Annotated in this window: 20 protein-coding genes; 12 read left to right on the top strand and 8 right to left on the bottom strand. The window is 40.4% G+C overall.

What is annotated here, in order from left to right:
* Positions 1 to 105: 105 nt before the first annotated feature.
* The gene (locus tag IJT21_09320; protein ID MBQ7578451.1) at positions 106 to 405 is read right to left on the bottom strand and encodes a transposase; all 300 of its coding nucleotides are present in this window, start codon (positions 403 to 405) and stop codon (positions 106 to 108) included.
* Positions 406 to 684: 279 nt separating this feature from the next.
* On the opposite strand from IJT21_09320, the gene IJT21_09315 reads away from it, so the two are divergent.
* Complete coding sequence (locus tag IJT21_09315) at positions 685 to 1014, top strand: transposase (GenBank protein MBQ7578450.1); 330 nt, start codon at positions 685 to 687, stop codon at positions 1012 to 1014.
* Positions 1015 to 1591: 577 nt separating this feature from the next.
* Here IJT21_09315 and IJT21_09310 read toward each other — a convergent pair.
* Both IJT21_09310 and IJT21_09305 read right to left on the bottom strand, forming a co-directional pair.
* Positions 1592 to 3001, bottom strand: coding sequence for an APC family permease (locus tag IJT21_09310; GenBank protein MBQ7578449.1), 1410 nt, complete (start codon positions 2999 to 3001; stop codon positions 1592 to 1594).
* Positions 2998 to 4419, bottom strand: a complete 1422-nt coding sequence (locus IJT21_09305; GenBank protein ID MBQ7578448.1) for an APC family permease — start codon at positions 4417 to 4419, stop codon at positions 2998 to 3000. Before IJT21_09305 ends, IJT21_09310 begins: the two co-directional genes overlap by 4 nt.
* A gap of 116 nt (positions 4420 to 4535) precedes the next feature.
* Between IJT21_09305 and IJT21_09300 the strand changes: the two genes are divergently transcribed.
* Genes IJT21_09300 through IJT21_09285 form a run of 4 tightly spaced genes read left to right on the top strand, consistent with a single transcriptional unit; the run spans position 4536 to position 9240 of the window.
* Positions 4536 to 6389 (top strand): response regulator, encoded by a 1854-nt coding sequence (locus IJT21_09300; GenBank protein MBQ7578447.1) that lies wholly within the window; start codon positions 4536 to 4538, stop codon positions 6387 to 6389.
* A gap of 33 nt (positions 6390 to 6422) precedes the next feature.
* Entirely contained in the window at positions 6423 to 7730 is a 1308-nt protein-coding gene (gene trmFO, locus IJT21_09295; protein MBQ7578446.1) for a methylenetetrahydrofolate--tRNA-(uracil(54)-C(5))-methyltransferase (FADH(2)-oxidizing) TrmFO, read from the top strand.
* The gene (gene cobJ, locus IJT21_09290; protein ID MBQ7578445.1) at positions 7727 to 8464 is read left to right on the top strand and encodes a precorrin-3B C(17)-methyltransferase; all 738 of its coding nucleotides are present in this window, start codon (positions 7727 to 7729) and stop codon (positions 8462 to 8464) included. The genes trmFO and cobJ overlap by 4 nt, the downstream gene beginning before the upstream one ends.
* A 41-nt stretch (positions 8465 to 8505) precedes the next feature.
* Positions 8506 to 9240 carry a tellurite resistance TerB family protein gene (locus IJT21_09285; GenBank protein MBQ7578444.1) on the top strand — a complete coding sequence of 245 codons (735 nt, stop codon included), beginning with the start codon at positions 8506 to 8508 and terminating at the stop codon, positions 9238 to 9240.
* Here the strand turns inward: IJT21_09285 and IJT21_09280 are convergent.
* Positions 9228 to 9608, bottom strand: a complete 381-nt coding sequence (locus IJT21_09280) for a helix-turn-helix domain-containing protein (GenBank protein ID MBQ7578443.1) — start codon at positions 9606 to 9608, stop codon at positions 9228 to 9230. The two genes, IJT21_09285 and IJT21_09280, sit on opposite strands and share 13 nt — an antisense overlap.
* 144 nt (positions 9609 to 9752) lie before the next feature.
* Between IJT21_09280 and IJT21_09275 the strand changes: the two genes are divergently transcribed.
* The gene (locus IJT21_09275) at positions 9753 to 10721 is read left to right on the top strand and encodes a biotin--[acetyl-CoA-carboxylase] ligase (protein MBQ7578442.1); all 969 of its coding nucleotides are present in this window, start codon (positions 9753 to 9755) and stop codon (positions 10719 to 10721) included.
* Positions 10718 to 11245, top strand: a complete 528-nt coding sequence (locus IJT21_09270; GenBank protein ID MBQ7578441.1) for a biotin transporter BioY — start codon at positions 10718 to 10720, stop codon at positions 11243 to 11245. Before IJT21_09275 ends, IJT21_09270 begins: the two co-directional genes overlap by 4 nt.
* A 1-nt stretch (position 11246) precedes the next feature.
* On the opposite strand, the gene IJT21_09265 is transcribed toward IJT21_09270, so the two are convergent.
* The 3 genes from IJT21_09265 to IJT21_09255 form a co-directional block, all read right to left on the bottom strand.
* A complete protein-coding gene (locus IJT21_09265) occupies positions 11247 to 12167 on the bottom strand; it encodes an AAA family ATPase (protein ID MBQ7578440.1) in 921 nt (306 codons plus the stop codon).
* 61 nt (positions 12168 to 12228) lie between these two features.
* On the bottom strand, positions 12229 to 13299 hold the full coding sequence (locus IJT21_09260) for a ParA family protein (protein MBQ7578439.1): 1071 nt from the start codon (positions 13297 to 13299) through the stop codon (positions 12229 to 12231).
* Positions 13296 to 15137 (bottom strand): tetratricopeptide repeat protein, encoded by a 1842-nt coding sequence (locus IJT21_09255; protein MBQ7578438.1) that lies wholly within the window; start codon positions 15135 to 15137, stop codon positions 13296 to 13298. Before IJT21_09255 ends, IJT21_09260 begins: the two co-directional genes overlap by 4 nt.
* Positions 15138 to 15497: 360 nt before the next feature.
* Here IJT21_09255 and IJT21_09250 point away from each other — a divergent pair, with 360 nt between their 5' ends.
* The 5 genes from IJT21_09250 (at position 15498) to IJT21_09230 (ending at position 24673) form a co-directional block, all read left to right on the top strand.
* Positions 15498 to 16793 (top strand): MBOAT family protein, encoded by a 1296-nt coding sequence (locus IJT21_09250; protein ID MBQ7578437.1) that lies wholly within the window; start codon positions 15498 to 15500, stop codon positions 16791 to 16793.
* 315 nt (positions 16794 to 17108) lie between these two features.
* Positions 17109 to 18137: a hypothetical protein gene (locus IJT21_09245; protein MBQ7578436.1), complete on the top strand. Its 1029-nt coding sequence runs from the start codon at positions 17109 to 17111 to the stop codon at positions 18135 to 18137.
* Between the two features lie 67 nt (positions 18138 to 18204).
* Positions 18205 to 20139: a 1,4-alpha-glucan branching protein GlgB gene (gene glgB, locus IJT21_09240; protein ID MBQ7578435.1), complete on the top strand. Its 1935-nt coding sequence runs from the start codon at positions 18205 to 18207 to the stop codon at positions 20137 to 20139.
* 327 nt (positions 20140 to 20466) lie between these two features.
* Positions 20467 to 21612, top strand: coding sequence for an efflux RND transporter periplasmic adaptor subunit (locus tag IJT21_09235; protein ID MBQ7578434.1), 1146 nt, complete (start codon positions 20467 to 20469; stop codon positions 21610 to 21612).
* A gap of 4 nt (positions 21613 to 21616) precedes the next feature.
* A complete protein-coding gene (locus IJT21_09230; GenBank protein MBQ7578433.1) occupies positions 21617 to 24673 on the top strand; it encodes an efflux RND transporter permease subunit in 3057 nt (1018 codons plus the stop codon).
* A 32-nt stretch (positions 24674 to 24705) separates the two neighbouring features.
* Here IJT21_09230 and IJT21_09225 read toward each other — a convergent pair whose 3' ends face one another.
* The gene (locus tag IJT21_09225; protein ID MBQ7578432.1) at positions 24706 to 26037 is read right to left on the bottom strand and encodes an aspartate kinase; all 1332 of its coding nucleotides are present in this window, start codon (positions 26035 to 26037) and stop codon (positions 24706 to 24708) included.
* Between the last annotated feature and the right edge of the window lie 83 nt (positions 26038 to 26120).

Raw genomic sequence — 26120 nt, 5'->3', positions numbered from 1 at the left:
GTTCTTAATTTTTGATTTTCTAGCTCCCTTTTAGAGATTGGAGAATAAAAATGTTCATAATAAGAACTGCGATTAACTTTTAGAACCCTGCATAACGTCTTAATTTTATTTCATGCCGGAGTTTATAAACGTTGCTTGAGTGTGGCGTGAATATGGCAAGGGCTTTTTTAATATTGTATTCTCCTCCTCAAGTGCAGCGTTACGTTTTTGAAGTTCTCTTATTTGCTTGGCACTAATAATTGTTTCATCGTCAAACTTAACTTCAGAAAAAAGCTTAATCCATCTGGAAGCACTTAAGGAAACCCCATATTCTCGGACTAATTGAGACTGCGATTTGCCGTTTTCGTACATACTAACGAGACTCTTTTTGAAGTCATCATTATATTTTACTGAACGAGTTCCCATATTTTATGTTCCTTCCTAAATTTCTTATTTTGCTGTCTATTTTATTAGGATAACACCATTTACATCGAATCAGAAGCAAAATAATACGTTATTTCAGATAGAGCAGATACACAGAGTCGTCCGGTGAAAGATAATCGCAAGCCCCCCCTTACTTTGAATGGCTTATGATAGATGCTTCCTACGTTAATGTACATTATGACGCAACTGTAGCTGTAGGAGGTAAACAAGATATGGGGCGTACAAAAGGGGGCTCCACACAAAAATAAATATTCATTTGGAATGCCAGTAAGAATTATTATAACAAGCAGAACAATAGCAGATAGCACACAAGTTCCCCAACTCATTCAAGGAATAAATGCAAAAAGTTTACTTGCTGATCGCGGATATGATACAAATAATGTATTGGAAGCAGTCAAAGAAGCTGGAATGGAAGTAGTAATTCCGCCGAAGAGAAACCGCCATGAGCAACGATATTATGAATTTCGTCACATAGTAGAAAATACATTTTTTAGAGTTGAAACGTTGGCGTGGAATAGCGACGCGATATGCAAAAAATACGTCAACATGTTTAGCATCGGTACAAATTTGCTGTATGGTAATGTGGCTTAAGATACTTTAACGACACCCTTTAGAAAATTTCAGAGGACCGGCCTTCACTGGTTTTGACACCAGTAGAACAATGTTAAGAATTTCAGCAATGAATCTTATGCAGCACTTAATCACTAAGCCGGAAATTATTTATCTCGACAGCGTTTCAAAGAATAACAACGCAGCCGGAAAATTTTAAATCGCCCTTCAAGGGTAATATTGACGCAGAAATAATCAACAAAAATTTAACTGTTCTCACTGACACAAGAAAACGGAATTACTATTTTATTGCTATTCCTGCGAATGTGAAAAAACGGCGGTCGGTGTGCGTGGAGTCTTGTTCGGGACTTAGGCAGCTCATATTTCAATTAGGCGCGAATTAGTAGAACACAATAAACACTTTCGGAAAGTAAATTTTTATGCATGACATTGTAAATTGGGAGTGTCAGTTTTTTTGTGTAAATGGAATCCAAAATTCAGTATTTGCAAGGTTTCAATTTTCTAATTACACAAAATTTTGGACAAACCTAACAAATTCGCTAATGACGTTCAAATCCGCCTGTACATATAATAGCAAATGCACTTGAATAGCTATTTATTATTTATCAGCAATGAAATTTTTTCTCTTGTAAAATATAACTCCTAAAATCGTCCACATAATTAATAATACATACGAAGGCATTTCAAGCGAACAATCAAATCCAACAGGCACAAGCAGCAATAACGCAAATATCACAGAAAAAATAAATCCCGCACCTCCAAATATAATCATGTCGATTCTTTTTTTCTCTTCAGACCTGGCAAAATGAATCGCCGCTAATGAAGTATAAGCCATGCTCACAGCTCCTCCAATTGATGACATGTCAACCGTCCAACCCAGCGCATTACGTCCCGCAAAAGGCGCAAGAATCGATACTGCCATACAAAATATTACTGCGTTCAACGGGATATTATTACGATTCAATTTCCCAAACCACGACGGAAGCATTTTTTCTCGCGACATTGAGTAAAGCAGCCGGCTCGTTGCTGTATAAAACGCTGTTATCCCCGTCAACATTGCCATAAAAGCCGCAAGACTCATGAAAAATATTCCCGTACGTCCCAAAACTTTATGTGCTGCTGAGAATGTCGCAATACCTTCTATCCCGTTTAAATTAGGAAGCGCGTTTACATATTCTACCCAGCCGGAAAATTTTTCACTAAAGCCTGAAGCAGCTATAACATTAAGAACAATATACACAAAGCAGCCGCACAAAATAGCAATGTCCATAATAGATTTTGTATAATTACGCGAAAATCTCGACTCCTCTGACAATAACGGCACTATGTCAAAGCCGACAAACGCCCACGGAGCAACAACTAAGACAGAAATAATTTGTGTCAAATAATTCCTGCTGTCATCAGGATAAAACATCGGCAGCAAATCACTTTTATTCGTGTTGGGACTGGTAATTAATCCTGCAAGAGTAACAAGAACTCCCGCAAGCAGCAAAATTACAAATATTGATTGAAGTCTCCCAGAGTAATAAACTTTTAGAGAGCTTATATACGCAAATAATATCAAAGCAACGCAAGCAAGCAGAATTTCACCAAAATAAATATCATAACCCGCTAACTTGTAATAAAATCCGAATTTCAGCAAATCTCCGCACAACGCCCTGAAAATTAAGCACAACGCAGTCGCATTCATCGGAATTATAGAAATATAGCAAAGCCCAAGAAACCACGCGCAAATAAATCCGTGTCTTGAACCAAATGCCTTATCCGCGTAAAAAAATTGCCCTCCCGTAACTGGAAATTTGTGAATCATATAAGCATAACTGTATGAGATTATCAACATTATAAACGCTGCTAGTTCCATAGCTATTAACGTCCCTAGAGTCCCAGCCCTCTTTAGAAAAACTGTCCCGGGCATAACAAAAGATCCCCATCCGATTACGCCTCCAAATGCAAGCGACCAAGTGTTGAAAGCCGTTAATCTGCGCCGAAGACGTAAATGTGTGCTCATTTTTTCTTGCTCCTAGTGTAAAAAGTTATCCCCAAAGCAATCCAGACAAGTAATAATCCGTAAGACTCTTTGCCGATTGAAACATTTAATCCCGGAATCGGAACAAGCAGCAATAAAGCAAAGCACCACGAGAAAATAAATCCTAGCAGCCCAAAAATTATTATATCGAGTCTACGTTCGTGAAAAGCGTATTTACACGCCGATATTGACGTATAAGCAAACCCGATAGCACCTCCGATTGAAGCCATATCAAATATCCATCCCAAAATCGCACGCCCTAAAAGTGAAGCAATACCCGCCGTTGTCATGCAGAAAATAGCAGCGTTTGTCGGGACATTATTTCTGTTAAGACGGCCAAACCATTCCGGAATCATTTTATCGCGCGCCATTGAGTAAAGTAATCTGCTTGTTGCAATATAGAAACCTATTATACCCGTCAGCATTGCCGCAAACACTGACGCAACTATAAAAAATAATCCCGTTCTGCCCATTATCATAGAAGCTGCATTTAACGTCGGGAAAGCTGTAACGCCGTTGAGATTGCTTATATCGTTAATGTATTCGGGCCAAGAATTATAAGCCGCCGGAAAAATCGAACACGCTAAAAATGTCAGCGCAATGTACACAAATCCTCCGCAAATAATACTTGTGTCCATTACAATTTTTGTGCTGTCGGGCGAAAAATTTGACTCTTCCGTCATCTGCGGCACTGTGTCAAACCCTATAAACGACATCGGAGCAGTTACAGCAACAGCTATAATTTGTGATATTATGCTCTTGTCAAATTTTGCGTCTATCGGGTGAAACATAGGCTGAATATTTGAAGCGTTGACTCTGGGACTGAAAATTGTTCCGCCGATAACAAATAATATTCCTCCTAATAGAATCATAACTAAAAATGTTTGCAGCCTGCCCGTAAAATTTACACCGAACGAGTCAATTACTCCGAATATTATCAACGCACTTATAACAACAAGCATTTCACCGAAATAAATATCATAGCCCGCAATAGAATAATGAAACCCGAATTGAAATAAATCACCGAATACAGCACGCATAATTAAATTCAAAGCTGTAGCATTTAACGGAATTACAGACAGATACGACAAACTCAGAAACCACGCGCAAATAAATCCGTGTCTCGCGCCGAACGCCATTTTTGCATAAATAAATTCTCCGCCCGTCATTGGAAATTTGTGAATCATGTAGCTGTAGTTGTACGAGATTACAAGCATTGTGAACGTCGCAAGCTCCATAGCTATTAATGTTCCGATAGGGCCTGCGTTCTTGAGAAATATTGTACCGGGCATAACATACGCGCTCCAGCCTATTACACAGCCGAATGCAAGCGACCATACGTTAATGGGTGTTAATTTTCTGTCAAGATGTCTCTCTGCGTCAAAATTAAAAAATAGCATTGTCGAGTCTGTCCTTTATTATTTATGTTAAATGCTGATTGAATTATATCACGCTGAAAATTTTTATAATGCTATACTATTCAACAGAGCAAATTAAATAAGGAGTCCTTCATGACATGATTGCTTTAGGAGAAATTAATTACACGTTCATAGAAATTACTGTGCTGCCGTTCTTGGCTGTGCTGACTGCTTTTCTTGCTGGCAGACTCTCGACAACTTACGAGATTAACCGGCGGTTTATGCTGCTTGTGCTGACAACTTTTATATCGGCAGTGTTTGAGACCTCGCTTGAACTTTTTCCCGCACTTGACGCAAATATTTCGGCACACAAAATTTTTTATTCACTGGTAAATATAAATGCTTACTGCTTAATGTGTTATATCGCTGCTTATACACGTTCAATTAATAAAACGCTGATTCACACAAATTTTTTCATGTTATGTGCAAGTGTCTTGATGTTGTTCCTGCTGAGTACTGATGAAAAACTTTATACACTGTTTTGTCCGGGATTTGCTGTATTCTTTGCGCTTGAAGGATTTATTTTGCAGCTCGTCTATCAGAAATATTACGGCAACGGTCAATTTCTCGTTATGAATCTTTTATTTTTGCTGCTGATTGACGCGTTTGTGATTCAATATTTATTCAATCAAGATTTCCCGCTGGTGTATTCAATTGCGGCAATAATGCTGTTCTTTACGTTTTTCTACCTTGAAGCACCGACCTACAAGCAATTAATCATAGCAAAGCAAGAAACCGAAGACGCACGAATCAGAACCGAGAAATCAATCAAGAAAGCTACAATCGCGAACAAGGCCAAGAGCAATTTTTTAGCAAGCACATCACACGAAATCAGAACGCCCATGAACGCAATTTTAGGAATCAATGAGATGATTCTAAATGAGGCAACGGACGAGGAGACTCGAAATGCAGCACTTGACGTAAAGAAATCCGGCGAATATTTATTAAATCTCGTGAATAACATTTTAGATATTTCCAAGATTGAGGCCGGCAAAATGGAACTTTTCGAGAATGATTACCACCTTTGGGACATGCTGAAGGAGTGCGAAATTTACGTTACTGAGCGAATCAAGTACAAGCCCGCATTAAAATTTGTGTTGAACGCTGATAAAGATTTAAGCGAGCATTTATACGGGGATTCATTGAGGCTCAAGCAGGCACTAATTAATTTACTCGACAACGCAGCAAAATATACGGAAAAGGGTCAAATCACTCTAACAGTGTCGGGCGAAAGAGTTACGAACAATATAAAATTAGTCTTCACGATTCAAGATACAGGAATCGGCATGAGAGAAGAAGAGAGTCAGAAAATTTTTGACCCCTTTGAGCGCGCAAATATCTTAGAGACTCGACACATTCCGGGTGCGGGCTTAGGCTTGAATCTCGTGCGTAACATTGTAGAAATTATGAGCGGCTTTATCGAGATAAAAAGCGTTTACGGCGAGGGAACTACTTTTATTATGACGATCCCGCAGAAAATTTCATCCGGAGACGAGTTCACAATCAGAAAATATGAAGAATTCTTAAACGCTAACAAACAACAGCAGGAAGAAGAAGACTCAGCCCCCGACACTTGGCCGGACGCAAATATTTTAGTTGTCGATGATACGCCCGTTAATTTAGTAGTCGCTAAAGGAATGCTTAAAGACTCGCAGGCACATATTGACACATCAGAGAGCGGAGAAAATGCAATTGACATGATGAAAGAAAAGCATTATGACATTGTATTTCTTGATCACAAAATGCCCGGCATGGACGGAATCGAGACACTTAAGCACGCAAAGAAATACGCCAACGGTACGAAATTTATCGCACTAACCGCAAATTCAAGCGCAAACGCAAGAGCAGAATATATTTCATACGGATTTGATGACTACCTGCCGAAACCTTTTAAGAGTCTCGAAATGATGAGAATACTTAAATCATGCCTAAATAAGAAAGCTCAATCATGATAAACTACACATATTTAACGGGAGGGAATATTTATAATGGCAGACGTAAAAATTATAGGCGGCGGCCTTGCAGGGTGTGAGGCAGCGTGGCAGTTGACAAAAAGGGGTTATACTGTCGAACTTTACGAGATGAGGCCGGAAAAATTAACTCCAGCACACAAAACCGGATTTCTTGCCGAACTCGTTTGCAGCAACTCTCTAGGATCCGAGAATAGAGAATACAGACTCACTGGTCAAGGCATTCTGAAAGAGGAACTTGCATTACTTGACTCTCTGATTCTTTCGTGCGCTCAGGCAACAAGAGTCCCGGCCGGCGGAGCTTTAGCAGTTGACCGTGATAAATTTGCAGCTTTGGTAACAGAAAAAATTACATCGAATGACAAAATCACAATAATTCGTAAAGAGTGCGAGAAACTTCCGAGGGGACTCACAATAATTGCTTCAGGGCCTTTAACCAGCGGAAAATTAGCAGCAAATCTCAAAGTCTTAGCAGATCAGCAAATTTCATTCTATGACGCAATAGCACCCGTTGTAACAAAAGATTCAATCGACATGAAAAAGGCTTTTGTCGCTGGGCGTTACGGTCATGATACGGATTATATTAATTGCCCGTTCGACAAGAAGACGTACACAAAATTTTATAATGCGCTAGTTAAAGCAAAGAGGAATTTACCTCACGATTTCGAGAAGGGAAAATATTTTCGCGGATGTATGCCCATTGAAGCAATTGCAGAGAGCGGCTTTAACTCCATGAGATTCGGCCCGCTAAAACCTGTAGGAATCGTGAATCCACAAACAGGCAATGAAGATTTCTTTGCAATAGTTCAGTTACGACAGGACAATTTTGACGGAACATTATATAACCTAGTAGGCTTCCAGACCGGTTTAAAATGGGGTGAACAAAAACGCGTTTTCTCGATGATTCCGGGACTTGAGCACGCTGAATTTGTTAGACTCGGTGTAATGCACAGAAATACATCTGTTAATGCTCCGGCCGTACTTGATGAATATTTGCGACTCAAAAAATGGAACAAAATTTTTATCGCAGGACAATTAACAGGAGTCGAAGGCTATCTTGAAAGTACAGCAATGGGACTCATAGCAGGACTTAACGCAGCTTATACACTCGCGGGGAAAGAGCTTTTAACTTGGCCGAGAGATACTGCAATAGGTTCATTATTACATTATTTGCAGACGACGAAGCCCAAAAATTTCCAGCCGATGAACGTAAATTTTGGAATCTTCACGCCGCCTGAAGGAGTTAAAGACAGAGACGAGAAAGCTAAAATTTTACGTGATAAATCAGTAGCAGCAATGACAAAATTTGTAGAAAATATATGATTTACGTAATAGGCATAGGGCCGGGCGGACATGACTCAATTACTCCGCGTGCATTAAAGGCGTTAAAGTCGTGCGAAATTATCGCGGGCTACACAAAATATATTGACTTAGTGCGCGATATTCTGCCCGGAAAATGCTTTATTGCTTACTCGATGAGACAAGAAATTTTACGTTGTCAAGAAGTATTAAATCTTTCACGCGGGAAAAATATAAATATTGCGTTAATCTCAAGCGGGGACTCTGGCGTTTACGGTATGGCGGGCTTAATGCTTGAGACTGCACGAGACAGCGGCCAAGAAGTTATTATTATTCCCGGGATGACTGCGGCTAATTCTGCTGCGGCTGTTTTGGGTGCTCCGTTAATGAATGATTATGTAAATATAAGTCTCAGCGATTTAATGACTCCTTGGAAAATTATCGAGAAAAGGTTAATAGCTGCCTGCACGGGAGATTTTGTAATTTGCTTATACAATCCAGCTAGCAATAACAGACCCGAAAATTTTAGACGAGCCTGCAAAATCTTACTTGATTATAAATCACCTTCAACGCCCGCTGGTTTTGTGATGAACTCTGACAGAGAAAATGAATATCACGAAATTATGACTCTCTCACAAATTCAAGACTGCAAATTAATAAATATGTCCTGCACCGTAATAATAGGCAATTCACAAAGCTACATACTTGACGGAAAAATTATCACTCCTAGGGGCTATAAAATTTTTCAAACATGCTAGAATCACTAATAATTTCACGTACGAAAGGAGCAAAAATTTCTATGGCATTAAATTTTATGGATCTATTAGGCTCAATGATTCAGGGCGGAGGGATGACTCCTTCATCAAATCAAAGGGTTTCACGCGCGGGCGGAGGGATTCAAGATATATTAAGCTCTCTCATGGGCGCAGGTCAGGCAGTTAAAGACAGAGTCGGCGGCGATAATCTTGCAGCTACAGGAATAGGAGCATTACTCGGCGCACTTGGCGGAGGTTCGCGAAGCACTACATTAAATTCACTCGGCGGCGGTCTAATGGGCTTGCTTGGAATGATGGCTTATAAGGCTTTCACTAACAGAGGCAGCAACGCAAGTACACCAGCTCCCGCAAATGTCCCCGCATACACACAGCCGACACCTCAGCAGCAGGCAACTGACGCAGAAATTATTTTACTCGCAATGATCGACGCTGCAAAATCTGACGGACAAGTTGACTCTAACGAACTCAATCAAATTATGAAAAAATTACAAGAGTCAGGAGTCGGCCAAGAAGGAGTCAATTACGTAATCAGCAAACTTAATGCGCCTATGGAGACAGCAAAAATTTTATCAGCCACACGAAACAGGCCGGATTTAGCAGCACAAGTCTATGCAGCGTCATTAATGGCCATTGAAGTAGACACCGACGCAGAAAGAAATTATCTCGACAAACTCGCTAAAGGAATGGGACTTACTGCCGACGTTATCAGAAATATTGAAGACATGACCGGCACAAGCAATACAAGTTACATTTGCTGATTTTCTTTGCGCTTGTTTATGAGATTTTCGACTAAGCGATTAAATAACTCATAACCTTTTTCCGTAGGGGGAAGCTCGATTCTTGTGCCTTCTCCCTCATATACTAACATTCCATTTGATTCGCTCGAATTTGGATAATAAACACTTGCGCGCCCCTGCCGATTTGTTACGGTTTTATCTGCTACGATGTCATCAGGAGAAATTTTTAACAGGTTTGCAAGCTCTATTATTCGCGTTCCTGTTGGTGCTGTCTCGCCTGCCTCCCAGCGTCTTAATGTTGCAATTGAGACCCCTAATTTATCAGCTAATTGAATTTGCGTGAGACCTGCTGTTTTGCGTGCAAGTCTAATATTTGCGCTTAATGACATTTTATGATTTCCCCCTGCATAAAAGATTGATTTATTTCACGAATTATAGCCGATAAAATATTTTTTCCGCAAGAGTCGCATTAATTGTAAACTAGTTATATAATTTCTGCGTTGACGATTTTAAATCAGGAGGTAATAAATTAATTGCGTGAAAAAGTTTTACAAGTTTTAGAATCAAACAGGGGAAAATTTATATCAGGTGAAAATTTAGCAGGTTCTCTCAATGTCTCAAGGGCTGCAATATGGAAAGCTATAGACTCACTCCGTAAAGACGGCCATAAAATTAAAGCTGTCCCGAATAAAGGCTATTCACTCGAAAATTTTAGTGATGTATTGACTGACAAAGGCATTAAATCATATTTGCGTGATGACTCAAGAGTCAAAAATGTTATCTGCTTTGACAAAATCGACTCCACTAATAATTACGCGAAAAAAATATCTTTGGACGGTGCCGAAAACGGGACTCTAATTGCTGCAAACTCACAAACAGCAGGCCGGGGGAGATTCGGACATTCTTTTGACTCGCCGGCGGGTACAGGCTTATATATGAGTCTGATTCTGCGTCCGAAAATTGAGTCCTCAAGATTTCAATTTATAACTATTGCTGCTGCTGTAGCTGTGTGCTTGACTATTGAAGATCTTTGCGGATTTAAGCCTGTCATAAAATGGGTAAATGATATTTACTTGAACGGTAAAAAAATTTGCGGGATTCTAACTGAGGCCGTAACAGGCTTTGAAAGCGGAGAAATTGAAAGCGTCATAACAGGAATCGGCATAAATATAACGACTGAAAAATTTTCCGGCAATTACAACGCAGGAGCACTTTTCAGCGATAATAATATGACTTGCACAAGAAATTCAATTTGCGCAAAAATAGCAGATTACATTATGGATTTCGCCGAAAATTTAAGCTCGCCGGAATTAATAAATTTATATCGTGAACGCTCAATTTTGACAGGAAAAAATATCACCTACATGAAAGACTCGCAAAAAATGTTCGCACTCGTTCAGGGAATCGACGATAACGGCGGATTAATTATCATAAATGAGTCAGGCGGTAAAGAAATTTTGCGCTCCGGTGAAGTATTTACAGTGAGGGAGAATCTATCATGAAGACAAAATATATTATTTTATGCGCGTTATTTGCGGCGTTAATTGCTGTAGGGACTTATATACGAATCCCGACTCCTTTAGTGCCTCTTACTTTACAGACTTTATTTGTAGTCTTGGCCGGTTTGATTCTGGGAAAATTTTACGGTGCTGTATCAGTATGCGTTTATATCGGTGCAGGACTCGCGGGCTTGCCGTTCTTTACGATTACTCCGACATTTGGTTATATTCTGGGCTTTATCGGGGGCGCGTGGATTTCGGGTTATGCTGCAGAAAAATTTAATCCCTGCTTATTAACGTGGATTGCGGGAGCTTTGGCGGGAATAGCTTTTATTTATGCAGTAGGGATTCCATATTATTATTTTGTGAGCAAATATTATATAGGCAATGAACTAGGCGCAAAGAGTCTATTAATTTATTTCGTGTTGATGCCTTTGCCCGGCGATATTGTGAAGAGTGTTGCTGCCGGGCTTGTTGTGCAGAGACTTAAAATATTTTTCCCGAATAAATTTACTTGGAAGCGGTAAATTATATTTCGAGCTTGTTTATAAATTCTTGGCCGAGCTGCTGTAGTTCGGCTTTAATTTTCTTATGAGTGCTGCTAAATAAAAATCTCGGCGTTGTCAACACTACCGGAAGACCTATTTTAGGAGCAGACCCGAATACAGACGCGTTATTTCTGACTCGAGTAAATATGTAATGTTTCTTTCTTAATTCGTCCTCAAATGCTGCCATAGTCTTTAACAGCGTATCACCCTTTGAATATTCGACCATTATGGGAACGACTCCAAGCTCCGAAATAAAAACCGGCTGATATGGCTTTTCCTTGCAAATTTTTCTATATTCGTCGTATTCAGTTAAAAATTTTTCGAGTCCAACCTGTAAATTTTCCGTTCCCAAAGTCGACAAATAATCAAGTTTAGCAGGTACTATATAATAATCACTCGCAACAATGGCATTTTTCACGAGAGTATAAAAATTTGGCGGACAATCAATCATAACTAAATCATAATTATTTCTTAGTTCATATAATCCATTGCGTAAATAACTGTACACTCTTAATGCGTTTCTTGCGAGTCCTTGAATATTCGGCGCAACTGTTGCAATAGCTGCTAATTCCATATCGGTCTCTATTAAATCTAAATGCGAGCTGATAATATCTAGTGTCTTATCGTCTGCACGCGCGGAAATTATTACTTCTGATAAGGGCATTATCTCATTTGCGTTATCTTTCGTTACGGGGTCAAAGCAATTCTTCAGAGTCATTTTGCCGGAGTAACGTTCTGCCCAGTCCGACGGCGCAATAAAATTAAATGTCAAATTTGACTGCGGATCTAAATCAATCATCAAGACTCTTTTCCCAACTGATGCAGCATAAGCACCTAAATTCGCCGTTAATGTAGTCTTGCCGACTCCGCCCTTATAGTTAATAACTGATACAACTTTCATGATAAATAATTTGCCTCCTGCATAAAAAATTTGCCCCTGAACGAGTCAAGGGCTTTATCTCTCACATGTAAGCATTAACAGAGCCGTTTTCGTCAAATTTTAGTGCCAGCTTGACGGATTCTTTTATTTGCGATGAAATAATAACCGGCGATAAATTCCCCTCGTCAGTCAAAATATAAAATGTTATTGCGTCATGATCAACGCTTTCAAATTCTGACTTGAGCGAATCTATATTTATTTCAGCGCAGGAAATATCACTAACAGCACTTAACATCGACAGCCACATATTTTTTTGCGAGTCATTGAGCATGTCAATAATTTTTTGCTTGGTGTCGGGTTCTGGTTCTGGTTCGGGTTGAGACTCGTCAATAATAACGCCTTCACGCTTTAATAATTCTATTGCAGCAGCTTTATAACACTGTGCACCTTTAGAGCGCGGAGAGTACGCAAAAATTGATAATCCCATTCTTGACGCTTCTATGAGACTCACGTTTTGATTTATGCAGGTCTCAAAAAGTTTATCGCTGAAATTTTTCTTGACTCTATCGTAAATTTTTCTAGCAACAGAAAGACGCGCATTATAATTTGTCATGAGAATCCCGGCAATATTCAAATCAGGATTCAATCTGTCGCGGAAAATCTGAATCGACGAGTTAAGCAGGTTCAAGCCCAGATAACTATAATAACCGCCGTCCATCGGGACAATAATACTGTTGCAGGCCGCTAATACATTTCTCGTGAAGACTCCTAATTGAGGAGGACTATCAAGCAAAATGTAATCATATCTGTCTGATTCTAATTGAGTCAGTGAATCGCGCAAAACTGTATCATTATTTATCGCGCCTTCATGATTCAATTCTGCCATGACGAGATTTAACGAGCTGGGAATTATATCAATATTTTCTTTGCGAATTACAACCTCGTCCCACGTCATAGAACCTGACAATAAATCAAAAACTTGAGGCTCGCTCGCAAGTGGCATTACACCAAATCCCGCGCTTAAATTGCTTTGAGGGTCCATATCGATTACTGCAATTTTTTTACCGAGTGAGGCAAGAGCAGCAGCAATATTTTGACATGCCGTAGTTTTTCCGACTCCGCCTTTGAGGTTGCAGAATCCTAAAATTTTCACTTGGACGCAGCCCCCTGACGCTTTAAGAACGCTTCTATTTCGGGATTCGGATGTGTTGCGAGACTCTGTCTGTACAAATCGAGAGCTTCTTTTACTTTTCCGGCCTTATATAGTGCGTTGGCTTGTGCGATTTGTTTATTTGCTGCGTTTACTGCGTCTCGTTCTCTGATTGTGCGCTCGAATCTTGTGAGCCAGTCTTTTAGCTGCGGATTTGCTGAAATTGTCTGTGCCCTTCTGTAAAGTGCTAAGGCCTCATCAAATTTTCCCTGCGCGTATAATTCGTCAGCTTGATTCGTGATTCTTTGAGCGTCGATTCTTGTTCCGATTCCGAAATCTTCAGGCCCTCTCAAGACTGTATCAGCTGGTAATCTCACATTTCGTAATTGATTCGCGCGTTGTCTTGCTTGATCGTTGGGCCAAACGTTTAGACTCTCTCTAAAGCGTTTCAATGCCTCCTGATTCTGATTCTTGCGTAATAACTCATTTCCTTCGCGGTAAAGTGCCTGTGCTTGACGTTCCCGCCGTGAAATAACATTTTGCAATTCTTCAATATGAGCTTTCAAAGTTGCGTCGGGGTTGCTCAAAACGCTTGCTCCATAACGCTGCAAAGCCTCCGTTAAATTTCCTTCGCGCTCTAAAGTATTGCCCTCACCTGCGTATTTGTCTGCGTTTGCAATGAGTGTTAATCGATTCTTTATGCGCTCGATTCGTTCGCTTACTGCATCATTTGAAACTATTGCTATACCCTTTGTGTAATAGTCAATTGCTTCCTCGAACATGTTTTCGCTGTCATAAGCCCGTCCCGTGTCAATAAGCCAGTTAGACTGCTGAACGAGTAATCTGTAATCATTTACTTTGCGTTCGGCCTCTGAAATTTTTTCTGCGTCAGTATCGAGCGGCCATATCACAGCAGCTGCACGCAAATTTTTCAATGCATCGTCAAATTTTTTGTTTTTGTCGAGTGTTACAGCGTCAGAACGCAATTTTTCGGCCTTAGTGAACCTTGCAAAATTAGTGTTCATTGCGCGCAGACCTTCGGAAATTTCTTTATCTCTGGGGGCGAGTCCTGCTGCACGTGTTGCGAGTTTGACACCTTCTGCGTATTTCTTTGCTTCCCATGACTCTTGAGCTTTCTGCCATAAATTCCAAGCCTCGCGCTCTCTCGATGAGTCCTCATATCTTGACATGGGGATATTAATTTTTACCTTCGTTGAACCTTGACCGAGTCTTATTCCCGACGAGTTAAAAGCTGTTACAGTTAATTCACTCTCGCCGACACTGCCTCGCCGTATAAAAATTTCGTCATTGTCTTGACTCATTAATGCCGTTGCTGCGTCAGAGACCCATTTAAACGTGTGTTCGCCTTTAAAATCGGGTGCAAGTTCCGCGCGAATCTTTATAGGAGTGTTAGCTAATAAATCACTTGGTTCAAGCACAAAATTTGAATGTTTCTCAGCGTCCCACAAAGTTAAAGGCTTATCGACCACGACAGAAGCATTAATTACAAATTCGCCGGGGTTGATAACTTTTTCTGAAGTCTCGACAATATCGCCCTGACTGTTTATGAAATTTGCTGTAACCTTCACCGGCTTTGTGTCGAGAGGCGTAAAAGCAAATTCGCGGCCTCCTGCTCTGAGTGAGATTCTCGCGGGAGTCTTTCCCGTTGTAGGAGCTACTGACCATTCAACAGAACCGCCAGAAGGTATTTGCGAAGTCTGAACGGAAAAAATTACTTGTTCGCCGACATGAGGATCTGTATTTGTGAGTGTTGCAGAATTTGCCGAAGCCGTTATTATCAGCGATAACGATAGAGTCAGAATAAAAATTTTTATGCGCATGAAATAAATTCCTCCCTAAATTTATATGTATAATTAGTTATTGTTGATATTATACCCTGAAAAAATTTATTCATTCACAATGCTATAATGTTTGCAAAAATTTTCACAAATTATCACAGAATCGGAGAGAAAATAACTTGACACAAAATTTAAAATCGTGTATAATCGCCTATCGCCTATCGCCTATCGCCTATCGCCTATCGCCTTAATTATTGACTCAAATATTTATTTTCGCAAGGACGTACATTTTTCAACTACATTTGCAACTACAAGAACGCGCAAAAATTTTAGTTCACGCAACGATTCATTTACTCTCACAAAAAAATTAGCTGCCTCAAAAATTGCGGAGGATTTATTATAATGCTCTGCACGTCGTTAGAATTTATTTATATATTTCTGCCTGTGAGTCTTGCGGGATTCTTTATTGCTTCGAGTTTCAGCAAAGATTTTGTTCTGTTATGGCTTGTGATTATCTCGTTGATATTTTACGGTTTAATGAGCGTTAAATTTTTTCCTGTCTTGATTGTCTCATTGCTGATAAATTATATTATGAGTCTCATGATTGCGCGGAAAAATTTGCGTAAATTCTGGTTATTTGCTGGAATAACATTTAATTTTGCGTTGTTGATATATTTTAAGTCAACAAATATTTTACCGCCTGGGATATCGTTTTATACGTTCACTCAGACAGGATATTTAATCGAAATTTACCGTGAGTCAATAAAATCTGTGCCGTTATTGAATTATGCGGGCTGCGTTGCATTTTTTCCGTGTATAACGTCGGGGCCTATAGTTGACTGCAAAAAATTTCTGCCGGAATTAAATAATATTTTGCCTAACCATGATAAATTAGCGAAGGGTTTAACACTTTTTATTATGGGATTATTCAAGAAAATTTTTATTGCTGACTCACTAGCTTCCATTGCGAATAATTTATTTGTTAATGCCGGTACAGTTACATTTATTGAGGCTTGGGCGGGTGCGGTCGGTTACGGAATGCAGTTATATTTTGATTTTTCCGGTTATTCTGATATGGCTGTAGGACTTGGGCTGATGTTTGGTTTGAATCTGCCTGTAAATTTTGACTCGCCTTATAAATCACTGAGTATTATAGATTTTTGGCGTAAATGGCATATTTCATTAGGCCGCTGGATAAGAGATTATATTTATATTCCTATGGGAGGCAGCCGCGAAGGTGAGATTAAGAGAACGCGCAATGTAATTATTGCTATGTTATTTACTGGATTATGGCACGGATTCGGACTCACGTTTATTTTATGGGGAGCTTTGCACGGTTTAATGCTTGCAATTAATCATCAGTGGCGGAGGTTAAATATAAAGCTGCCTGCGGTTATTTCATGGGGGATTACGTTTATTTGTGTGATTTTCTGCTGGGTAATATTCAGAGCTGAAAATTTAAATACTGCTGCAAAAATTTTATATGCAATGTTGAACCCGTTTAATTTCGGACATGCCGGCGACAAAAAATTAATTCTTTCTGCGACTCTGATTACGCTTTTATTTCCTAATAGTCAAGACTTGATTATGAAGAGATTTAGATCTGGTTATATATGGCTGCTTGCGAGTTTTGCACTTGCTGTAATAGCACTTTTTAATTATTCAGGAGTCAGCGATTTCTTATATTTCCAGTTTTAGAGCGTTGGATCACGAAAAAATTTTTGCCTGTTCGCGCTACCCCTTGAGTCCGGGTGGGTGGGTGGGCAGAACGAACGTGTTCGCGCGATAAATTAATAGCATTGAGCTGGAGTTATTTATTTATTATGACGAACTAGCTTTTAATGCCGGGTTAGGGAGTTGAAGCAATTAATAGCATTGAACTGGAGTTATTTATTTATTATGACGAGCTAGCTTTTAATGCCGGGTTAGGGAGCTGAAGCAATTAATAGCATTGAGCTGAAATTTTATGATCTGACACGAACTCAATAATAAATTTTAGGAGGCTTTATATTTATGACAGCTAAGAAATATTTTTACTCGCTTGTAATATTATTATTTGCGTTTATGGCGTTGAATCTTGCAATGTGGTACGGTTTCAACAAAAAAATTTTTCTCAGGGGCGATTTATCACGTATGGGAAGTTTTGCAACTACAGACTCACTCACACAAATAGCAAATTATTCACGCAGACACACAAAATTTCGCGATTATTTGAGTTCCGGCCTTGACGTAATCACCATAGGAGACTCTTTCAGCAATGGCGGCGGAAAAAATTATTATCAGGATTATTTGACGGATAAATACGGCTTGAGAGTCTTAAACTTTAGTCTAACATTTAGTCCCGTTGAAGATTTATATATTCTCGTAAATTCCGGCCTGATTGATAAATTGAAGCCTAGAGTCATAATTCTTGAAAGTGTCGGGCGTTATGTAAATGGCAGGTTAGGCACTAAAGAAATACAAGCAAATTCTGTAAAATCTGATATTGTGCTGAGTGATAATAAATCTAAGAATCTTTCAGACGGTTTATTTGCTCCCATAATGATTAAAGCGAATTATAATTATCTGTCAAACAAATTCTACAGACTCTTTCATCCCGAACAATTAAGCCCTGAAGTATATATAAACACTCTCAATCAGAATTTATTTACTAATCCGGGACAAGAAAATATTTTGTTGACTTATTATGAAGATTTAAATTATCTGCACGAGTCTATTAATCCTGCCATGATTCACGCAAATTTAAATAACGCTGCCGAAATTTTACGCGCGAAAAATATAAAGCTCGTCTTCATGCCCTGCGTTGATAAATATGATTTGTATTTCCCGTATATAATCAACAAGCACGGCCGGCCGGAAAATAATTTATTCGCAGAACTTGACTCAATGCCCGGCAAAAATTATATATTCGTGAACACTAAGAAAATTTTGCGCAAAGCACTTGAACGCGGAGAGAAAGATTTATACTGGCTGGTTGATACTCACTGGTCATGGAAAGGCTTTCAAATAGTGTGTGATGAATTTGTGCGTGAAATTCTCTAAAACATGATATTATTCATTCAATATGATTCAATCACGAAAAATTTTTTATTAGGAGGTAATTTATCACATGGCAGGAAGTATAAGACACGGAGTATCAGCACTAAGCGATTATGATATTTTCTTGTTTAAGCAGGGCACTCACTACAGTTTATATGACAAAATGGGCGCAATTCCCTTCACTGATCCGGCAGACGGTGCAGAAGGAGTCGCCTTTAGTGTATGGGCACCAAATGCACAGGCTGTCTCTGTTGTCGGAAATTTCAACTATTGGAACACTGAAGCACACCCTCTCGCGCCTCGATGGGACGGTTCAGGAATCTGGGAAGGTTTTGTACCCGACCTCAAAAAATGGGAGCTTTACAAATTCTGCATCAAAAACGTTCACGGCGAAATCAAAGAAAAAATGGATCCATTCTCGCGCTTATTTGAACTTCCTCCGAGAACATCATCAATTACTCACTGGCCCGAATATGAATGGGGCGACTCTGAATGGCTTGCACACAGAGGCGAAAAAATGAATCTCGGCGCACCATTGAGCGTTTATGAAGTTCATATAGGATCTTGGCGCAGACATTGGGACGTCGGTTTATCGCTCTCATATAAAGAAATGGCCGAAGAATTACCCGGATATTGCGAGGACATGGGCTTTAACGCTGTAGAATTTCTGCCGGTCATGGAACATCCTTTTTACGGCTCGTGGGGCTATCAGACATTAGGATATTTTGCGCCGACTTGCAGATATGGAACGCCTGAAGATTTTATGAAACTTGTTGACGAACTTCACAAGAAAAATATTGCAGTAATCCTTGACTTTGTGCCGAGTCATTTCCCGACGGACGATTTTGGACTCGCACGCTATGACGGGACTGCACTTTATGAGCATGAAGACCCGCGACGAGGTTATCACCCTGACTGGGGCAGCTACATATTTAATTACGGCCGCAATGAAGTTAGAAGTTTCTTGATCTCAAGTGCTGCATTCTGGATCGATAAATATCATGCTGACGGATTGAGAATCGACGCAGTTGCTTCAATGTTATATCTCAATTACTCACGCAGAGACGGCGAATGGATTCCAAATGTTTACGGCGGAAAAGAAAATCTCGAAGCTATTTCACTTTTGCGCGACCTCAACAGCGAATTATTTGGCAGATTTGGAACGATTCAGACAATCGCAGAAGAAAGCACAGACTGGCCTATGGTAACGCGTCCGGTTTTCTTGGGCGGTTTGGGATTCGGCATGAAATGGAATATGGGCTGGATGCATGACACGTTAGATTATATGAGTCTTGAGCCGATTTATCGCAGCTGGCATCAGAATCAATTGACGTTTAGTATCTGGTATGCGTTCAGTGAAAATTTTATGCTCTCGATCTCTCATGATGAAGTAGTTCACGGCAAGGGTTCATTAATTAATAAAATGTCGGGCGACTGGTGGCAGAAACGCGCGAATTTGAGACTCTTATTCGGTTATATGTGGGCGCATCCAGGCAAGAAATTATTATTTATGGGCTGTGAATTTGCGCAGGGACTCGAATGGAATCATGACTCGGCGCTTGAATGGCATTTGCTGCAAAAACCTGAATTTCGCGGGATTCAAGATTGGGTCAGAGATTTAAATCACGCTCTGAAAACGTATAAGCCTCTTTATGAACTCGATTTTACGCCGGACGGTTTTAGATGGATTGACTGTTCTGACTGGCAGCAAAGCGTAATAGTCTGGATTCGTAAGGGCAAGAGCGACGACGAATATATTTTATGTGCAGCTAATTTTACGCCTGTACCTCGTTTCGGATATAAAGTCGGAGTCCCACGCGCAGGATTCTGGAAGGAAATATTAAATTCTGATGCAGAGAAATACGGCGGAAGCGGTCTCGGTAATTGCGGAGGAATGGAGTCAGACTTAAGCGAGTCTCACGGTTATCCTTATTCATTAATGCTGACTTTACCGCCATTAGGTATTGTGATGTTCCATTTTCACACTAAGAACGAGCAGGAGTAAATAAATTTTTTGCGGGCAGTAAACACTCTGTCCGCTTTAATATAGTGAAAGCATTAAAAGCGGTTACTCTCGTTGGCCACAGCATAAGAACGTACATTTTTACAGCTATTCAAGTGCGTTTGCTATAAAGAGTAAATAAATTTTACCGCACATATTTACTTCGTTCAGGCTTCGTCGTCCGCCGCCTCGCCCCACCCGCCCACCCTGCTCGGCGGCGGAAAAACACAAAACACGCGCAATCACACAATCTTATAATATACAGAGGAAATAAATTGCTGAAAGTTTTATAATTTCACGCAATATCACAAATCTACAGGAGTGTGACTCATGAAGCATATTATAAAATTTTTAGTCGGGGCTGCTCTTGTCGCCGGCATTCTTTACGGATTCAACACTTTACGCACAAAACAAGAATCCCAGCCCGAACCCGAAATTATCAGACCAGTACGCACTATAACTCTTCAAGATTCCGGAGCGTCATTTAACAGACACTATTTCGGAACCGTTCAAGGAGGCAAACGCGCAGATTTGTCATTCAGGGTAGCAGGGACTCTCAACGATATTAAAGTCGAAAAAGGCGCACACGTCAAAAAAGGTGCATTACTCGCAACTCTTGACCCGCGAGACTTTAACACGAGATTATCACAGGCTCAAAGCGCATTATCACAAGCTCAGGCACAATACAAAGACGCTCAAGCAAATTTCAAACGCTACGAAAATTTATACAAACAAAAAGTAGTCCCCCGCGCAACTTATGACACCTACAAAACGCAATTGGACGTAGCAAGATCCGCAGTCAGAACAGCAGAAGCAAACGTCAAGGCCGCAAGAGATTCATTAAACGATACGAGATTAACAGCTCCATTTGAAGGAGTAATCGCAGACAGAACCGCCGAAAATTTTCAGGACATAAACGCAAAGCAGACAATTTTCAGCCTTCAGGATCTCAGCACGTTAGAAATAGTCTTCAACATTCCCGATAATGATATTTTGCTCGCACCGATCCGCAAAGTTAATAACCTTCAGGAATTGCAGGCAAACGCAAATTTATTCACGATTCATGCAAGATTTGACGCTCTGCCCGATAAAGTTTTTCCGCTGAAAATTAAAGAGGTCGCTACACAAACAACCGGCGCGAATACTTATCCCGTAACAGCCGTCATGCCCTCGCAGCAAGATTTTAGAATTTTGCCCGGAATGGCCGTAACCGTCGAAGCTGATTTTACAGGCGATACAAGCGAAAATAATAAATTTTTCGTTCCTACAAGCGCAATTTTGAATCAGGACGGAAATAATTTCGTGTGGCGTTACGAAGAAGGCCGAATCCGCAAAATTTTAGTTACTCTTGGAACGATTCGCAATGACTCATTTATCGAGATAGAAGGCAATATCAAAGGCGGAAATATCATCGTTACAGCAGGAGTCAATTTTTTGCACGAAGGCCAGCACGTTAGACTCTTGACGGAGGATTAAATCAATGGACATAGCACGAGCAAGCATTAAAAGATTTCGAGTCGTTGCGTTTATCTGCTTATTGACTCTTGTCGGGGGTGTCATGGCATATTTTCAGATCGGCAAGCTCGAAGATCCTTCATTTACTATCAAGACAGCAGTTATCAGCGCAATTTACCCCGGTGCAAGTGCTTACGAGGTCGAACAGGAAGTTACAGCCCGAATCGAAGACGCTGTTCAAGCAATGGGAGAAATTAAGCACATCCGCTCGCGTTCAACGGCAGGAATGACAATAATTTATGTTGACATCAAAGACGAATACACGAGTCAAGAACTCCCGCAAATATGGGACAAGTTAAGACAAAAAGTTAATGACGCGCAAATTTATATGCCTTCAGGAGCAACTATAATAATAAATAACGATTTCGGCGAGGTCTACGGGCAATATTACGCACTTGTAGGCGACGGCTACACAATGAAAGAATTATACGATTATGCAGACTTTCTCAAGAAAAATTTAGTGCTCGTTCCCGGTGTTGCAAGCGTTAAAATTTTAGGTGAGCAGACAGAAGGAATTTATATCGAGTTCTCCGCGTCAAGATTATCTGCATTAGGTTTATCGCCTGCTATAATTTTTGCAGCACTGACTCAGCAAAATACTTTATCGGCAGCAGGAAATATTACGCTCGGTGATAGATATATACGAATTTCGCCGACAAGCGCAATTATTTCTGTTGAGGACATCGGAAATTTAGTAATCGGCAGTGCAGGAGGAAATTTAACGCGCCTTCGAGACATTGCAGCAATAAGACGCGATTATGTAGACCCTCAGTCATTCAAGCTGAAATTTAACGATCGCCCGGCATTAGCTATAGGAATTTCTACAGTTGAGGGCGGGAACGTCGTTAATATGGGCCGTGCAGTCTCAAAACGTTTGAAGGAGTTAGAAGCATTCAGACCCGTCGGAATTGAGCTCAACGAAATTTATATGCAGTCGGATCAAGTTGTGAAGTCTACAGATGATTTCTTGATTAACCTGATGGAATCTCTTGCAATAGTCGTAGGAGTGCTGTTAATTTTTATGGGCCTGCGTTCGGGATTGATTATCGGACTTGTTTTGTTGATTACTGTAGCTGGGACGCTGGCAATAATGAATTACACCGGAATAACTTTGCAGATGGTGTCGCTGGCTGCGTTAATTATTGCGTTAGGTTCACTTGTTGATAATGGAATCGTTGTCGCTGAAGGAATGCTTGTCGGCGTTGAAAGAGGTATGACTCTAGAAGATGCTGCGAGCGATTCTGTAGAGTCATCAAAATGGGCGATGCTGGGCGGTACGATAATAGCTGTTCTTGCATTTGCTCCGGTTGGACTGTCAAAGGCTCAGGCTGGTGAATATCTGCGCAGTTTATTTCAAGTTGTAGGAATTTCTATGATATTGAGCTGGTTTGCTGCTTTAATTGCTGCTCCTGTGCTGGGGAAAGTTTTTCTCAAGCCGTCAAAGCAGGAAGGAGACCCCTACGACAGTTTTTTATTCAAGCTGTATAAATCATTTCTTGAACTATGTCTGCGCAATAAATTAATAACTGTAATGGTAACTGTTGCATTATTTGCGGGTTCAATGATGATATTTACGACCATGAAGACCAGTTTTTTCCCTGACGCTGAGACAGTATATTTCAACATAGATTTATGGAGTCCTGAAGGCGTATCGTTAAAGGCTCAGGAGGAAGCGACGAAAAAATTAGCTGACTTTATCTCATCAAATCCGAATGTAAAAAATGTCTCGCAATTTATAGGCGGCGGCGGATTAAGATTCATGCTGACGTATTCACCTCCTGAAGGCAGTAATGCATTCTCGCAATTAATGGTAGAGTTGAAGGACGCAAAATTTACACGTCAAATGCTGTTAGAGACTCAGAAATATATTGACGAAAAAATGACTCCTGTCGAAGGTTATTGCAGGTTATTTGCTAGGGGTTCAGGAATGAGCGAGAAAATCGGCGCAAGATTTTACGGTGATGACCCTGAAATTTTGCGTAAACTTGCGAATCAGGCGTGCGACATAATGAGGCAGGATCCTTCATCAAAATTTGTGCGTGATAATTGGCGTGAAAGAGTCGAGGTTATACGGCCTCACATCTTGAAGGATCAAATGCAGGCACTTGGACTCGGCAGACCGTTAATAAATTATGCGACTCAAATGGCAACAACGGGAATAACAATCGGGGCATTTCGTGAAGGTGATAAATCTTTGGCAATTTATGCGGCGTTAATCCCTGAAGAACGAAACAATATCGAGTTATTAAGCTCTGTGCCGGTGTGGTCGCCGTTGTTGAATAAAGTTGTGCCGCTGGGTACAGTTTTCTCGAATCTTGAGACAGTCTTTGAGGATAATATAATCATGAGGCGGGACAGAAGCCGTTATATTTCTGCAATGAGTGAAGTAAAATTCGGCATGAACGCTGATGAAATGCTAGCAAGAATCAAGCCCAGGATTGAAGCAATAAAACTTCCGTTCGGTTATTCGCTTGAATGGGGCGGAGAGCATGAACTCTCAGATGAATCAATTGCGGGGATGGCCGTAGCTTTTCCTGCTGCGATATTAATAATGTTTGTTATCATGATATTTTTATTTAACGGTTTCAGACAGACAATTATAATATTTATTTCATTGCCGTTAATATTAATAGGCGTTGTCGGGGGCTTATGGCTTGCGGGAATGGATGTAAGTTTTCTTGCGATTGTGGGTCTTCTCTCGCTTGTAGGAATGCTCGCAAAAAATTCTATCGTTATGCTTGATCAAGTCAGCGCGGATTTTGCGGCCGGCCGTGATAAATATAAATCTATCGTAAATGATGCTGTTGCGCGTTTAAGACCTGTTGCGATGTCGGCGTTTACTACAGTTTTAGGGATGATTCCGTTGATATGGGATGTAATGTTCGGTCCGATGGCTGTTACGATAATGGCGGGCTTGACAGTCAGTACTGTATTGACGTTAATTATTATTCCGGTATTGACGGCGATATTTTATAACGTCCCTTGTCCTGATGAAGACGACGACAGCGAAGACGACGAGTAAATAAAAAAATGGGGGAGCGTTTTCCCCCGTTATTATTCTTTCTCCTCGAAAATCATTGCGTCGTAGAGTGCTTTAATAGTTTTCTCGAAATCTGCATCATAGACTCCGATTACTATATTTAAATCGTCTGCTCCCTGACTGATGAAATGAATTTTTACGCCTACTGCTGCTATAGCGTTGAAGATTCGCGCGAAGATTCCTTTTTCTGTGCCCATGCCCTTGCCGATAATTGCAATGAGCGACAAATCATTATCCATTTCGATACTTTCGGGGTTGATTGCCTTCTTGATTTCCTCGAAAATTTGCGCTCTGTTGAGGTCAAATACCATGTTCCTAACGATTATGCAGAAATTATAAATTCCTGATACGTAATGCTCGCAGGAAATTCCATATTTTGCGAACGTCCCAAAAACTTTTTCTCCTACGCCGTGAAGCCGGTTGAGTCCAAATTTCTCGATTCTGATTGCCTTAAAATGTCTCTGTCCGGCGATACAAGCTGCAACACTGCGGTGTGAATCTTCCGCTAGATCTTCTGTTATGAGCGTTCCTTTGTCTGAAGGATTATATATATTATGTATACTGATGGGAATTTTCGCGCTCTGCAATAAATGTATAACGTCCTCGTAAATAACTTTAATGCCCATGTACGTAAGCTCGCGGAGTTCAGCATATGTAACGTGCCTTATCTTGTGAGGGTGATCAACAATTGAGGGATCCGCCGTGAAAACTTCTGTAGTTTCCGACCATTTTTCGTATAAATCAGCTTTTAAGGCCAGTGCAACAAGTGCGCCGGAAGTATCGCCCCCGCCGCGTGTGAAAGTTTTTATCCCGTAGCCCGGCATTGATCCGTAAAAGCCCGGTATTATTGCGTGATTTACATTTTTGAGTCTCATTTCTGAGCGTTCAAGAGTTTTAGCAAGGTCAAGAGTCCCGTCAATCTTGAAGAAAATAATTTCTGAAGCGTCGACGAACTGCCAATCGAGGTAAAGAGAAATTATTTTTGCCATGATGTATTCTCCGCGGCTGGCAATTTCTTCGCTGGGTTTGCCTGATAACAAGTTGCGCTTGATAACGTCAATTTCTGCGTCAATGTTAAAATCTATTCCCAAGCCCTGTATAATTTCTGTGAAACGTTCTTTGACTTGATTCAATGTCTCGTCGTAATTATCACGGCTCTTGAACCGCGAATGAGTCAAATACAATAAATCAGTTACGCGCAAATCATTCTTGAATCTTCTGCCCGGTGCTGACACAAAAATGTATCTGCGTGCAGGGTCAGACGTAATTATTTCGGCTGTTTTCTTGGCCATATCGGAATTTGCAAACGCGCTGCCTCCGAATTTAGATATGATAAAATTTCCCATTAGTATATATAACTTCCTAACTTAGCTAGATCTTAATCAGGTAATACAAAACGTTTTAATTCTATCATATAAACAGGGAAAAA

It is taken from the genome of Synergistaceae bacterium (assembly GCA_017443945.1).
Taxonomy (GTDB): Bacteria; Synergistota; Synergistia; order Synergistales; family Aminobacteriaceae; genus JAFUXM01.
Note: the sequence above shows the minus strand (reverse complement) of the source record. Positions and strands in the feature narration are given on the sequence as shown.

Coding starts and splice junctions, on each gene's coding strand:
- IJT21_09320 (MBQ7578451.1), bottom strand. CDS start 405: ATGGGAACTCGTTCAGTAAAATATAATGATGACTTCAAAAAGAGTCTC.
- IJT21_09315 (MBQ7578450.1), top strand. CDS start 685: ATGCCAGTAAGAATTATTATAACAAGCAGAACAATAGCAGATAGCACA.
- IJT21_09310 (MBQ7578449.1), bottom strand. CDS start 3,001: ATGAGCACACATTTACGTCTTCGGCGCAGATTAACGGCTTTCAACACT.
- IJT21_09305 (MBQ7578448.1), bottom strand. CDS start 4,419: ATGCTATTTTTTAATTTTGACGCAGAGAGACATCTTGACAGAAAATTA.
- IJT21_09300 (MBQ7578447.1), top strand. CDS start 4,536: ATGATTGCTTTAGGAGAAATTAATTACACGTTCATAGAAATTACTGTG.
- cobJ (MBQ7578445.1), top strand. CDS start 7,727: ATGATTTACGTAATAGGCATAGGGCCGGGCGGACATGACTCAATTACT.
- IJT21_09285 (MBQ7578444.1), top strand. CDS start 8,506: ATGGCATTAAATTTTATGGATCTATTAGGCTCAATGATTCAGGGCGGA.
- IJT21_09280 (MBQ7578443.1), bottom strand. CDS start 9,608: ATGTCATTAAGCGCAAATATTAGACTTGCACGCAAAACAGCAGGTCTC.
- IJT21_09270 (MBQ7578441.1), top strand. CDS start 10,718: ATGAAGACAAAATATATTATTTTATGCGCGTTATTTGCGGCGTTAATT.
- IJT21_09265 (MBQ7578440.1), bottom strand. CDS start 12,167: ATGAAAGTTGTATCAGTTATTAACTATAAGGGCGGAGTCGGCAAGACT.
- IJT21_09255 (MBQ7578438.1), bottom strand. CDS start 15,137: ATGCGCATAAAAATTTTTATTCTGACTCTATCGTTATCGCTGATAATA.
- IJT21_09250 (MBQ7578437.1), top strand. CDS start 15,498: ATGCTCTGCACGTCGTTAGAATTTATTTATATATTTCTGCCTGTGAGT.
- IJT21_09245 (MBQ7578436.1), top strand. CDS start 17,109: ATGACAGCTAAGAAATATTTTTACTCGCTTGTAATATTATTATTTGCG.
- glgB (MBQ7578435.1), top strand. CDS start 18,205: ATGGCAGGAAGTATAAGACACGGAGTATCAGCACTAAGCGATTATGAT.
- IJT21_09235 (MBQ7578434.1), top strand. CDS start 20,467: ATGAAGCATATTATAAAATTTTTAGTCGGGGCTGCTCTTGTCGCCGGC.
- IJT21_09230 (MBQ7578433.1), top strand. CDS start 21,617: ATGGACATAGCACGAGCAAGCATTAAAAGATTTCGAGTCGTTGCGTTT.
- IJT21_09225 (MBQ7578432.1), bottom strand. CDS start 26,037: ATGGGAAATTTTATCATATCTAAATTCGGAGGCAGCGCGTTTGCAAAT.